We start from the raw sequence: 12,784 nt of genomic DNA on the forward strand, positions 1-12,784 counted from the left end.
CGCGGGAGAACATTGTGCCCCTCACCGAACTCGTCCATTACTTCAATAAACGCAACCAGCTGGCCTGCCCGTCGGCGCCGGAGCAGAGCTTCGTCATTGCCGATGGCCGGGTGCGGGCGCGCTTCGGCTCGATGTTGCTGGGGACACTGTTTCAGCCGGTGATGGCGCGGGACGGCGGTACGGTGATCGGCCACGAGGCGCACCTGGAAGTGCTGGAGGGCGATGCCGTTGGGCTGTCGCCGCAGGCGGTGTTTCTCGATGCCCGCGACGACGCCGAGCTGGTGCATCTCGACCGGCTGGCGCGCACGCTGCATGCGCTGAATTTCCTGCAGGAGCGCAACCAGCAGGGTGGCTTTCTGGCGCTCAACGTGCATCCCCAGCACCTGCGTACGGTCCGGGAACACCATGGGCATGTCTTCGAATCGATCCTGGCCCGTTGCGGCCTGACGCCGGACCGCATCGTGCTGGAGGTGTCGGACGATGGTTTCGAGGCCCTGCCTGGCCTGCTGCGGGCGATCTCCGGCTATCGGGAGCGGGGCTACCGGATCGCCATCGACAATTTCGGGCGCCACACGTCCGATCTGGAGCGCCTGGAGGCGCTGGCGCCGGATGTGGTCAAGCTGGACCGCAGCCTGATCGGCCACTCGGGCCACCTGAGTCTGGCCAGGAAGGTCATGACCGATCTGGTCTTGGAAATCCGCCGCCTCGGGGGGCTGGTGGCATGCCAGTGCATCGAGCATCCGCTGCAACTGGATGTCGCCCAGGAGGCTGGTGTTGACTGGCTGCAGGGCTATCTTTTTGGTCAGCCGGCCGCTGGTTGCCAGCCCATCGTCAAGCCGCGCCGTTCTCGCGCGGCGGCCTGAGCCGGGCCGGCGGGCGCGGCCTTCCGTCTGCCTCTTGCTCTACTTGCTGCCTGTGGCCTGGGTCATCGCCTGCTCGAGCTGTGCCAGGGGCACGGCGCCAGGCAGGCGGTTGCCGTCGGCGGTGAAGATCGTAGGGGTGCCGCTAACCTTCAGCTTCTGGCCGAGGGCCACGTTGCGGTCGATGGCGCTGGTGTCGCAGTTGGCGGCAGCGGCCGGTGGCACCTTGGCGGCGGTCATCCAATCGTTCCAGGCGGCGGCCCGGTCCTTGGCGCACCAGATATTCTTCGACTTCTCGGTGGAGTCGGGGCTCAGGATCGGGTACAGGAAGGTATAAACGGTGGCGTCTTTGAGACCCTGCATGTCCTTGGCGAGGCGCTTGCAGTAGCCGCAGTTGGGGTCCTCGAAGGTGGCGATGATGCGCTTGCCGTTGCCGCGTACCTGCTTGATGGCGTGGTCCAGCGGCAAGGTGCCAAAATCGATCTTCATCAACTGGGCCATGCGGGCCTGGGTCACGTTCTTGCGCGTCTTGGCATCGATCAGGCTGCCGTCGATGATGAAGCTGACGCCCGCATCGGTGTACAGCAGTTCGCCGGATTTGAGCACCACTTCGTACAGATTGCCGTAAGGGGTTTTCTTGACACTGTCGACGGCCGGGGCGTTGAGGAAGCTCTCCAGGTTTTTCTTGACCGAGACTTCGTCGGCCGCGTGGGCGACACCCGCTGCGAAAAGAAGGGCGGTGAGCAGCGAGCGTACGAAGGGGAATTTCATCCAGGATCTCCAGGAACTACGGGTTCAGTGGGCGGCAGGTTCAGAACCGGCCAGCGATGGCATAGCGCATCAGCGCATTGCGTACGACCGGCAGGCGGTTGGTGAGGTTCAGTCCGAAGTTGCGCAGTCCGGACAAAAGCGGGTCGGCGGGCTTGAACAGGCGGTTGAGACCGTGGGTGGTGTATTGCAGTAGAGCGGTTTCCTCGGCGCGTGCGCGGGCGTAGGCGCGCAGGATGGATAGCTCGCCCGGGTCGCGCCAGGCTGGCAGCGTGGCCAGTTGCTCGGCAAGTACGCGGGCGTCCTGGTAGCCGAGGTTGATGCCATGCCCTGACAACGGGTGGATCGCATGGGCGGCGTCGCCTATGAGGGCCAGGCGCGGTCGCACGACGGTTTCGACGCGCATCAGGCGCAGGGCGAAGGCGGCTGCCGGGGTGACCAGTTCGAGGGCGCCGAGGCGGTGTTGGCCGGCTTCGGCGACGCGGGCGCACAGCTCCGTCGGCGGCAGGGCCGCCAGTTCGTCGGCGAGGGCATCCGGGGCAGACCACACGATCGACATCTGTTGTTCGGGCAGCGGCAGGTAGGCGAGCACTCCGTCCTTGCGGAACCACTGGAAGGCCGTGTTGCGGTGGGGTTTTTCGCAGCGGAAGTTGGCGACCACGCCCTTTTCGCCGTAAGGGGTGTTGCGAGCCTCGATCGTGGCTGCCTGGCGAACCCACGAGTCTCGACCGTCGGCCGCGACGATCAGCCGTGTTTCCAGGTGCCGTCCGTCGGCCAGCGTGAGCCGGGCGGTATCGTCGTCAATGGCCAGGGTCGATGGTTCGGCAGGGCACAGCAGCGTGACGTTGTGCTGGCGCTTTACGGTTTCCCACAGTTCCTGCTGCATCAGGCTGGATTCGACGATCCAGGCCAGTTCGCGCAGGCCGCAGTCGTACGCTGAAAGGTCCAGTCGCCCGCCGGCGTCACCGTGGATTTCCATGTCGTATACGGGGGTGATGCGGTTGGCATTCAGATGGGGCCAGATGCCGATGGTGGCCAGGAAGTCCGCGTTGCTCGGGCTGATTGCGTAGATACGGGGGTCCCAGCCGGGCGGTCGGTAGGGGGGGCGGGCTTCGATAATTCCGATCTTCAGGCTGCTGCCACGCAGTGCGGCGGCGAAGGCTGCGCCGGCCAGGCCGGCACCTACAACGAGTACATCGAGTTTCATGCAAGGTTCTCCTGCGCCGGATTGTGCCGGACGGCGCAGGGGAAGTCATCCGCGACAGGGGCGATCAGCGTGGCGGCGGCGGTGGTGGGTAGTAGTAAGGCGGCGGGCTGGCGGGGGCCTGCCGATAGCCGTACCCCGGTAGCTGGTTGCCCTTGGCGTACATGCATTGCTGGTAGGCGATGTCGTAGCGCCGCTGGGCGTCCGCGCCGGCGTAGGTGGCCTGCGAGGCGCCACTGGCAGTACCGGCGACCATCCCGATGGCGGCACCCGTTGCCGCGCCGTTGTGGCCGCCCCCCAGCGCACCCACTGCGGCGCCGACAGCGGTGCCCACGGCCGCATTGTTGATCATGTTCTGGGTGGCCAGATCCTGCGGCGCGATGCCGATGGCCTGCTCCGCGAAGGCGCGGCATTGCCGGTCCTCAGCGACGAATAGATCGAAAGGCTTGCCGGGGGTCGGCATGACCGCGACACGGGGGCCGCTCGGCAGGCTGGCGCAGGCGCTCAGGAGAATGAGCGGGAGCAGGGCGTATGGGGCTTTCATTGGGCACCTCCGGGGACCGCAGTGCCGGGCGGCGGCGAGGCAGGCGTGGCGCGCCACCCCTCGGGGCAACTCTGCACATAAGGGTAATAGGTCTTGGCGCTGTCGCAGTAGTACCAGTTACTCTGTGCTCCGGGTGTGTTCTGTGTGTTGGACGGAGGCGTTGCGGGCACGCTGCGCCAGCCCTCCGCGCAGCTCTGCACGTAGGGATAGTAGGCCTTGGCGCTGTCGCAGTAATACCAGTTCTGTGCCGCGGGCTGTGGTGCCGGCTGGACCACGACGGGTTCGGGCGCCTGCTGGACCACGACCGGAGGGTATGGGTAGACCGGCTGTGGGTAGAATAGCCAGGTTGCCCCGGCCACCCACCACCAGCCCCAGTGTCCGTCGTGATAGCCGTGATGCCAGGAGCCGGGGTGGCCTATGGGGCCACGAGGACCGGGAAAGCCGCCTGGCCCTCTGCCGTGACCGCGTGGGCTGTCGGCACTCGCTGGATGCGTCGCAAGCAGGCTGGTGCTCGCGACGATGGCCAGCAGCGCATAGTGGATGAGTCGTGTGGTCATCTTGTCTGACTCCGAAACGGAACGTTTTCATTGCAGCACCGGGGGAGCATCTGGGTGTGTGAGTGATGATCACATACGTAAGTGAATGAAACTGAAACGGGTTTCTGCAATATTTGCTGACAAGGTTGCCTGGGTTGAGAACGTGCCCGCTTGGTCATGTGGTGTTGCGGTTGCCGTCGTGGAACGATGAGCCCTCTGTCGGGTATGGTAAGTAATGGTCATGGATGTGAGAAAACTTGCGGTAACGCTGTGCGTGCTGATCCTTCTGGCGGTTGGGGCCGTGTTGTATTTCCAGGTGAGGGGGCAGGATGACGGCATGCGACCCAAGAGCAACCCCGAGGTCGTCCAGCAGATCGAAACGCGCCACGGTGCAGCATTGCGTGCCGTCGGCGTGCGTAGCCTGGGGGTGGATCCTCGTAACAGTGAGGACGTGGTGGTGGTCTTTTCGGGCGGCGGACGTCTGGGGCGCAAGGTTGCCGGACGCCTGCCGGGGCTTGTCGGTAGCGCTGGCTGTGGCAGGCTGGAAGTCGGGATTTCGGTGGGCGATTCGCTGACGGCCTGGGGGAGCATGGATGATCCGGCTTTCATGTCCCGCTTGGATTGCGTGGTCGGGAAGGTTGTCGAGCAAGCAGCGGAGTTGCGCGACCCCGACTGATTTTCGGGCGCGACCGGGGGGGACCCGCTATACTGCGCGCCGGGAAGTCCGCCAGGCAATCGCGGTGTTTGCGCATCGAGGAAAGTCCGGGCCCCATAGAGCAGGATGCCGGCTAACGGCCGGGCGCCATAGCCTTCGGGTGAAAGCGACGGAAAGTGCAACAGAGAGCAGACCGCCGATGGCTCTTCGGAGATCAGGCAAGGGTGAAACGGTGGGGTAAGAGCCCACCGCGGCACTGGCGACAGTGACGGCACGGTAAACCCCATCCGGGGCAAGGCCAAATAGGGGGACGTTGACGCTGCTCGCGGAGTCCCCGGGTAGGCTGCTAGAGCGGCGTGGCAACGCGTCGACCAGAGGAATGATTGCCCGGTGGCCGGATCGTCAGATCCGGCTACTCGACAGAACCCGGCTTATCGGCGGGCTTCCCCCATTCTTGTATTCCCCACTTTTTTCCACCTGCGGGGCCGTTTCCGGTCTGCCCGTAGCGTGGCGGTGTGCAATTTCACCTTCCTTTTCCCGGTCGGTCGGTGTTCGGCGGGAGCCGCAATTGATCCAACACTTTTGCATTCCTTCTCATGGGCATTGATTTATAAGCGGATTTGCCTCGCGCCCTTCTTAACTGTAAGTGCTTGTGTCCAAAAGAAATTTACGTTGTGGTCAAGTTGACCGAGTATTTCTTTTCCTCTAAAGTGGGGCGAAGTGGATGAAAGTGGGAAAAAGTGAGTTTTTCCGGTTCGTCCGAGTGGAGAAGTGGGGGAATGATGTTTCAAGGCGCTGCAGCGCTCAGTCTCGATGCGAAGGGTCGCCTGGCGATTCCGGCGCGGCACCGGGACGCGCTGACGAAGCTCGCCGAGAATCAGCTCGTTCTTACCGCCCATCCCCATCGCTGCCTGTTGATCTACCCGGCGCCGGCCTGGGCGCCGATCCGCGACAAGGTGCTTGCCGGCTCCAGCCTTGATCAGCACTCCGCCCTGCTCAAACGCCTGCTTGTCGGTTTTGCCCGTGACGAGGAGGTGGATTCGGCTGGGCGCGTGCTCATCGCGCCGGAACTGCGTTCTTTTGCGCAATTTGAAAAGCAGGTGCATCTGGTGGGACAAGGCGATCACTTCGAACTCTGGTCGGATGCCGGCTGGCAGAAACAGCAGGAAGCGATCTTCGCGCTGGGCGATCAGCTCATGCCTGCCGGTTGGGAAAACTTGCCGCTGTGACGAACACTCCACATATCACGGTGCTACTGGAAGAAGCAGTGGCGGCCCTGGCTATCAAGCCGGATGGCGTCTACGTGGACGGCACCTTCGGAAGGGGCGGGCACAGCCGCGCAATCCTGGCCCAGCTGGGGCCTCAGGGGCGCCTGATCTCCTTCGACCGGGATCCGGTGGCCATTGCGGCCGGGCAGGCGGTGGCAGACCCGCGCTTCGAGCTGGTGCATGCACCGTTCTCGGATTTTGCCGAAGCGCTGGCCGAAAGAGGAATTGCCGGGGTGGATGGCGTCCTGCTGGATCTGGGCGTGTCGTCCCCCCAGCTGGATGAAGCGGAGCGGGGCATGAGCTTTCGGTTCGATGCGCCGCTCGACATGCGAATGGATACGACCCGCGGGGTGACCGCGGCGGAATGGCTGGCGGAAGCGGCGCTTGCTGACATCACCCGCGTACTGAGGGAATACGGTGAAGAACGGTTTGCTTATGAGATTGCAAAGGCGATTGCAGCTGCTCGGGCAGGGGGGCCTGTTGCAACCACGGGACAGCTTGCCGCGATCGTGGAAAAAGCGGTCCGCACACGCGAGCCGGGCCAGCACCCTGCGACGCGCACCTTCCAAGCTCTACGGATTTGTGTCAATCAAGAGCTCGAAGAACTGTCGTTAGTTCTTCCGCAGGTCGTGGCAAGGCTGGCAGTGGGAGGTCGTTTGGTGGTGATCAGTTTCCACTCGCTCGAGGATCGCATCGTCAAACGTTTCATGCGGGATGAGTCGCGTCCGCCGCAGCTTCCAGCGCGACTGCCGGTACGGGCCGCCGATCTGCCGAAGCCGAAACTGGCCTTGGTGGGCAAGCCTGTGCGGCCGTCCGATGAGGAGGTTGCTGCAAACCCGCGTTCCCGCAGTGCAGTGATGCGTATTGCCGAAAGGCTGGAGTCCTGACATGGCGCGCCTCAACGGATTCCTTCTGATGCTGGTGGTGGCCAGCAGCCTTGGTGTGGTGGCGTCCCAGCACCAGGCCCGCAAGCTGTATGCCGCCGTCGAGCGCGAGCAGCAGCGTTCCAGCCAACTGGAAGTCGAGTGGGGGCAGCTCCAGCTTGAACAGAGTACCTGGGCCGCCCACGCCCGCATTGAAAAGCTCGCTCGCGAAAAGCTTGCGATGCGCCCGCCTCAGTCTGGGCAGATCATTGCCATCGAGGAGCGGCCATGACGAAGGCCAAGAAGGGCGTCACCTTCAACCACAATCCCCTCCTGCGCTCCGAATTGCCGGCTTGGCGGCCGCGTTTCGTGCTGCTGTGCCTGCTCGGCGGTTCGCTCGCGCTGATTGGCCGTGCTGCGTATCTGCAGGGGGTCAATGACCAGTTCCTGCAGGCCAAGGGCGAATCCCGCTATGCTCGCCTGCTGGGGGTGCCCGCTACCCGCGGCAAGATCACCGATCGTCAGGGCGATGTGCTGGCGGTATCGTCGCCGGTCAAGTCCCTCTGGGCGATTCCCGAAGATGCCCGCCTCAATCCGGCCCAGACCCGTCAGCTAGCCGCTTTGCTGGAGATGGACGTCAATGAGGTCAATCAGAAGCTGGCGGTCGACAAGGAGTTCGTCTACCTGAAGCGCCAGGTGTCGCCGGAGCTGGCTGACCGTATCGCGGCGCTCAAGCTGCCGGGCATCCACGATCAGCGGGAATACCGCCGGTTTTACCCTGGCGGCGAGGTCATGGCCCATGTGCTGGGCTTTACCGGCGTGGACGACAAGGGCCAGGAGGGCATTGAACTGGCCTACGAATCGGCGCTGGCGGGCAGGCCCGGTTCCCGTCGGGTCGTCAAGGACCGGCGTGGCAATGTGGTCGAGGATGTACAGTCCATTCGCCCGCCGCAGGACGGCAAGGAAGTGGCGCTGGCGCTCGACAACAAGATCCAGTATCTGGCCCATGCCGCGCTCAAGCAAGCCATCACCGACAACAAGGCCAAGGCGGGCGGAGTCGTGGTGCTCGATGCCAAGACCGGTGAAGTTCTGGCGCTGGCCAACGCGCCGACCTTCAACCCGAACAACCGGGTGCATCTCACCGGCGACCAGTTGCGCAACCGCGCGCTGACCGATACCTATGAACCGGGTTCGACGATGAAGCCCTTCACCGCCGCGCTGGCGCTGGAGACGGGCAAGTTCACGTCCAATACCATCATCAACTGCGCCCCGGGCCGGATGACCATCGGAACCGCGACGATCTCCGACGCCCATCCCCATGGTGCCCTGTCGGTGGCCCAGGTGATCCAGAAGTCCTCGAACATCGGAGCGGCCAAGATGGCGCTCACCTTCACACCGGACGTGATGTGGAAGATGTTCGACAACCTCGGCTTCGGTTCGCCGCTCAAGCTCGGGTTCCCGGGCGAAGTCGGTGGCAGGCTGCGTCCGGCCAAGACCTGGCGCCCGATCGAGCAGGCCACGATGTCTTATGGTCATGGCATTTCGGTGAGCCTGATGCAGATGGCCAACGCCTACCAGGTGTTCGCCCGCGACGGCGACATGGTGCCGCTTTCCCTGTCGCGCCTGGATGCGCCGCCCCTGCATGGCACCCGTGTGTTCTCCCCGCAGACCGCCCGCGAGGTGCGCCAGATGCTCGAAATGGTGGTGCAGCCGGGTGGTACGGCAACCCAGGCCAATATCCCGGGCTATCGTGTCGGCGGCAAGACCGGCACCGCAATGAAACTGGTCGGCGGTCGCTATGCGCTCAAGTACGTGGCGTCTTTCGTCGGTATCGCGCCCATTTCCGATCCGCGCCTGATCGTGGCGGTCATGATCGATGAGCCGACGGCCGGCAAGCACTACGGCGGCGATGTGGCCGGTCCGGTCTTTGCCCAGGTGATGGGCGGCGCCCTGCGGACCCTCGGCGTGCCGGCCGATGCACCATTGAAACCCTTGCAGGTTGCCCGCCAGGGCACCACTTCCGCAGCCTCCGGGGAGTCCATGTAAATGCAGCAGCCTCAACAGAAGGCGCGCGCCATCCTCGATGAATTGGCCAAGGCCGGTGTGGACGTGTCACGCTTGTGCGCCGACTCGCGCCAGGTGCGTGCCGGCGATATTTTTCTTGCTTATCCGGGCCACCGGGTGGACGGACGACGCTACATCAAGGATGCCGTCCATGCGGGCGCGGCGGCCGTGCTGTGGGAGCGCCACGGACACACTTGGGACGCTGGTCTGCAGGCTCCCAATCTGGCGGTGGACGGACTTGCGACGCTGTCCGGTTATCTGGCCGACGAAGTATGCGGGCGTCCGTCGGAGGCCCTGTGGCTGGTCGGGGTGACCGGCACCAACGGCAAGACCTCGGTGAGCCAGTGGCTGACCCGTGCTTTTGCGGCCCTCGGTCGCAAGTGCGGGGTGGTCGGTACTCTCGGGATAGGTTTTCCCGGCGCCCTGTCGGCGAGCCTCAATACCACGCCGGACAGCCTGACCCTGCATCGCACCCTTGCCGAATTCCGCGCAGCCGACGCCCAAGCGGTGGCCATGGAAGTGTCTTCCATCGGGCTCGACCAGGGGCGTCTCAACGGCTTGCGTTTCGACGTAGCGGTGTTCACCAACCTGACCCGCGATCATCTTGATTACCACGGCAGCATGGAGAACTACGCCACCGCCAAGGCGCGCCTGTTCGACATGCCCGGTTTGCGCTCGGTGGTGCTCAACCTGGACGACCGCTTCGGCATGGAGCAGGCGCGGCGGCTGGCCGGACACGGGCTGGAGGTGATCGGCTACACCCTCATCGCCAGCAATGCCGATGCGGCGCCGGTCAACCGCGTGCTGATCGCCGACAAGCTGACCACGACAGCGGCCGGGATCCGTTTCACGGCCCGCTGCGGCAACGAGTCCGCCGATCTTTATCCCAACCTGGTTGGGCAGTTCAACGTATCCAATCTGCTGGCAGTCATCGGCACCCTGATGGCCTCCGGTTTCACGCTCGACGATGCGGCTTCGGTAGCCGAAGGGCTGACGCCGCCGCAGGGGCGCATGCAGACCCTGGGTGGGGTCTGCGACCCGCTGGTGGTGGTGGATTACGCCCATTCGCCGGACGCCCTCGAACAGGTGCTTGCCGCTGTGCGCGCCACGGTTACTGCCCGTAATGGGCGCATGACCTGCGTGTTCGGTTGCGGCGGCGACCGTGATCCCGGCAAACGGCCCATCATGGGCGAACTGGCGGCGCGTCTCGCCGACCGGGTCGTGCTGACCAGCGACAACCCGCGCAGCGAGGATCCGCTGGCGATCCTGCAGCAGATCGCGGTGGCTGCCGGTACGCAGGCCGAGATCGTTCCAGACCGTGCCGAGGCGATCCGAAAGGCCATCCTGTCTGCGGCTGCCGACGATGTGATCGTGGTGGCTGGCAAAGGGCATGAGCCTTACCAGGAAATCAAGGGCGTGCGCTATCCCTTCTCCGACGTCGAGCAGGCCAGGGGCGCGCTACAAGCCTGGAACGATGCCCAGGGAGACCTTCTGTGATGGATATCCAGGAAGCCGCGCTGGCCACGGCGGGCACGGCGGTCGGCGGCAACGTCGCCTTTTCTTCGGTTAGCACCGATTCCCGCGCGATCCAGCCCGGGCAGCTGTTCGTGGCGCTGCGGGGCGAGCGTTTCGACGGACATGCCTACGTGTCCGCCGTGGCGGGGCAAGGGGCGGTGGCCGCGATGGTGGATCGTGCCTGGGCTGCCGCCAATCCGGTGCCGCTGCCACTGGTGATCGTCGATGACACGCGCCTTGGCCTGGGCCGTCTGAGCGCGAACTGGCGGGCGCGCTTCGAACTTCCGCTGATCGGCGTGACCGGCAGCAATGGCAAGACCACGGTCAAGGAAATGTGTGCAGCGATCCTGCGTGCCCAGGTACGCCGGGACGGGTTCGACCCTGGGCTTGCCGTACTGGCAACCCAGGGCAACCTCAACAACGATATCGGCCTGCCGCTGATGCTGCTGCGTATGTCGGGTAGCCACCGGGCGGCGGTCATCGAGATGGGTATGAACCATCCGGGCGAGATCGATTACCTGACCCATCTGGCGCGGCCCACCGTGGCCCTGGTGAACAACGCTCAGCGCGCGCACCTGCAGGGCATGGGCAATCTGAAAGAAGTGGCCCGCGAAAAGGGGGCGATCTACAACGGTCTGTCGTCGGACGGCGTGGCGGTGATCAATGCCGACGACGCCTTCGCCGGCTTCTGGAAAAGCCTCAACGAAGGGCGCCGGACCCTCACCTTCGGTTTGAAGGCGGCAGCCGATGTCAGCGCCCGGAGTACAGGCCATGGTTTTGCCAGCGATGTCGTGCTGAGTGCCCCGCAGGGAGACGTCCGTTTTCGGCTGCAGGTGCCCGGGGAACACAACGTGCGCAATGCGCTGGCCGCCGCCGCGGCCTGTCTGGCTGCGGATGTATCCCTTGATGCGGTGGCGGAAGGGCTGGGCGGATTCACCGGAACGCCGGGGCGCCTGCACCTGTGCAAGGGCCTCAATGGCGCTGTGGTCATCGACGACAGCTACAACGCCAACCCCGACTCGATGCGTGCCGGCATCGCAGTGCTTGCCGCAACCCCCGGCCGCAAGATCCTGGTGATCGGCGACATGGGCGAGATCGGCGAGCAGAGTTTCCAGTACCACGACGAGATTGGCGGCTACGCAAAGAGCGAAGGTGTCGATTTTCTGTTCGGGCTGGGTGAGATGAGCGAGATTGCGGCACGCAATTTCGGTGAAGGCGGATTCCATTTCAGCAAGCTCGACGAGCTGGTCGCAGCGCTGAAGCAGGAGCTCAATGCAGATACGGTGGTGCTCGTGAAAGGTTCCCGCTTCATGAAGATGGAACGGGTCGTGAACGCCGTCGCGGAGAAGGCTTGATGATTTGTTGCAGTACAAGGGTGAGCGGTCCGGTTTCCTTCGTTTGCGGGGAGGCCTGGCATGCTGCTTGAACTGGCCCTGTGGCTGGGCAAGGATGCCCGTTTTTTCAACGTGTTCGGCTACATCACGTTGCGCGCGGTGCTGGCTGCCGGTACGGCGCTGGTGCTGTCGCTCGTCTTCGGCCCGCCGGTGATCCGCTGGCTGGCCGCCAAGAAAATCGGCCAGGCGGTCCGTGATGATGGCCCCAAGTCCCACCTGACCAAGGCTGGGACGCCCACCATGGGGGGGGCGCTGATCCTCATCGCCATCGCCATCACCACGCTGCTGTGGGGCGATCTGCGCAACAAGTACGTGTGGGTGGTGCTGTTCGTGACTCTCGGCTTTGGGGCTGTGGGTTGGGTGGATGACTGGCGTAAGGTGGTTTATCGCGACCCGAAGGGCTTGGCGAGCCGCTGGAAGTACTTCTGGACGTCCGCCATCGCGCTGGCCGCCGCCATGTTCCTCGGCCTGACCGCCACGTTGCCGGCCCAGATCGAGCTGATCGTGCCCTTCTTCAAGACCGTGGCCTATCCGCTGGGCGTGATCGGCTTCATCATCCTGAGCTACTTTGTGATCAACGGCACCAGCCATTCGGTGAACCTCACCGATGGCCTCGATGGTCTGGCGATCATGCCGACCGTGATGGTCAGCTCGGCGCTGGCGATCTTCGCCTACGTGGCCGGCCACATGGGCTTCTCCAAGTACCTGGGCGTGCCTTACATCCCGGGGGCCAGCGAACTGGCGGTGATCTGCGGTGCGATCGCCGGTGCCGGCCTGGGCTTCCTGTGGTTCAACGCATATCCGGCGGAAGTCTTCATGGGCGACGTCGGTGCGCTAGCCCTCGGTGCGGCGATGGGCACCATCGCGGTGATCGTCCGCCAGGAGATCGTGCTGTTCATCATGGGCGGCCTGTTCGTCGCCGAAGCCCTGTCGGTGATGGTGCAGGTGCTGTACTTCAAGTACTCGGGCGGCAAGCGCATCTTCCGCATGGCGCCGCTACACCACCACTACGAGCTGGGTGGCTGGAAGGAGACCCAGGTGGTCGTGCGCTTCTGGATCATCACGATCATGCTCGTGCTGTTCGGCCTGTCCACCCTAAAGCTGCGCTAAGCC

12 protein-coding genes and 1 other RNA gene are annotated in these 12,784 nt (G+C 64.4%); 10 read left to right on the top strand and 3 right to left on the bottom strand.

Annotated elements, in window-relative coordinates; genetic code table 11:
• Positions 1-14: 14 nt before the first annotated feature.
• The gene (locus B4920_RS19585) at positions 15-863 is read left to right on the top strand and encodes an EAL domain-containing protein (protein ID WP_079436370.1); all 849 of its coding nucleotides are present in this window, start codon (positions 15-17) and stop codon (positions 861-863) included.
• A gap of 39 nt (positions 864-902) precedes the next feature.
• Here B4920_RS19585 and B4920_RS19590 read toward each other — a convergent pair whose 3' ends face one another.
• The 3 genes from B4920_RS19590 to B4920_RS19600 all read right to left on the bottom strand — a co-directional run bounded on the left by B4920_RS19590 (position 903) and on the right by B4920_RS19600 (position 3,376).
• Complete coding sequence (locus B4920_RS19590) at positions 903-1,631, bottom strand: DsbC family protein (RefSeq protein WP_079436371.1); 729 nt, start codon at positions 1,629-1,631, stop codon at positions 903-905.
• 40 nt (positions 1,632-1,671) lie between these two features.
• Positions 1,672-2,835, bottom strand: a complete 1,164-nt coding sequence (locus B4920_RS19595) for a UbiH/UbiF family hydroxylase (RefSeq protein ID WP_079436372.1) — start codon at positions 2,833-2,835, stop codon at positions 1,672-1,674.
• Between the two features lie 64 nt (positions 2,836-2,899).
• Entirely contained in the window at positions 2,900-3,376 is a 477-nt protein-coding gene (locus B4920_RS19600) for a YMGG-like glycine zipper-containing protein (RefSeq protein ID WP_079436373.1), read from the bottom strand.
• An 873-nt stretch (positions 3,377-4,249) separates the two neighbouring features.
• Here B4920_RS19600 and B4920_RS19610 point away from each other — a divergent pair.
• The 9 genes from B4920_RS19610 to mraY all read left to right on the top strand — a co-directional run bounded on the left by B4920_RS19610 (position 4,250) and on the right by mraY (position 12,781).
• Positions 4,250-4,588: a hypothetical protein gene (locus B4920_RS19610; protein WP_139379567.1), complete on the top strand. Its 339-nt coding sequence runs from the start codon at positions 4,250-4,252 to the stop codon at positions 4,586-4,588.
• A gap of 43 nt (positions 4,589-4,631) precedes the next feature.
• Positions 4,632-5,017, top strand: an RNA gene (gene rnpB / locus B4920_RS19615) — RNase P RNA component class A.
• A gap of 332 nt (positions 5,018-5,349) precedes the next feature.
• The gene (gene mraZ, locus B4920_RS19620) at positions 5,350-5,796 is read left to right on the top strand and encodes a division/cell wall cluster transcriptional repressor MraZ (RefSeq protein WP_079436405.1); all 447 of its coding nucleotides are present in this window, start codon (positions 5,350-5,352) and stop codon (positions 5,794-5,796) included.
• Entirely contained in the window at positions 5,793-6,722 is a 930-nt protein-coding gene (gene rsmH, locus B4920_RS19625) for a 16S rRNA (cytosine(1402)-N(4))-methyltransferase RsmH (RefSeq protein WP_079436375.1), read from the top strand. Before mraZ ends, rsmH begins: the two co-directional genes overlap by 4 nt.
• Before the next feature lies 1 nt (position 6,723).
• Positions 6,724-6,990: a cell division protein FtsL gene (ftsL, locus tag B4920_RS19630; protein ID WP_079436376.1), complete on the top strand. Its 267-nt coding sequence runs from the start codon at positions 6,724-6,726 to the stop codon at positions 6,988-6,990.
• Positions 6,987-8,744, top strand: coding sequence for a penicillin-binding protein 2 (locus B4920_RS19635; protein ID WP_079436377.1), 1,758 nt, complete (start codon positions 6,987-6,989; stop codon positions 8,742-8,744). The genes ftsL and B4920_RS19635 overlap by 4 nt, the downstream gene beginning before the upstream one ends.
• A complete protein-coding gene (locus tag B4920_RS19640) occupies positions 8,745-10,259 on the top strand; it encodes a UDP-N-acetylmuramoyl-L-alanyl-D-glutamate--2,6-diaminopimelate ligase (RefSeq protein WP_079436378.1) in 1,515 nt (504 codons plus the stop codon).
• Complete coding sequence (murF, locus tag B4920_RS19645) at positions 10,259-11,632, top strand: UDP-N-acetylmuramoyl-tripeptide--D-alanyl-D-alanine ligase (protein ID WP_088179510.1); 1,374 nt, start codon at positions 10,259-10,261, stop codon at positions 11,630-11,632. Before B4920_RS19640 ends, murF begins: the two co-directional genes overlap by 1 nt.
• A gap of 60 nt (positions 11,633-11,692) precedes the next feature.
• Positions 11,693-12,781 carry a phospho-N-acetylmuramoyl-pentapeptide-transferase gene (gene mraY / locus B4920_RS19650; protein ID WP_079436380.1) on the top strand — a complete coding sequence of 363 codons (1,089 nt, stop codon included), beginning with the start codon at positions 11,693-11,695 and terminating at the stop codon, positions 12,779-12,781.
• Positions 12,782-12,784: the final 3 nt, after the last annotated feature.

The organism is Zoogloea sp. LCSB751 (genome assembly GCF_002028455.1).
GTDB lineage: Bacteria > Pseudomonadota > Gammaproteobacteria > Burkholderiales > Rhodocyclaceae > Zoogloea.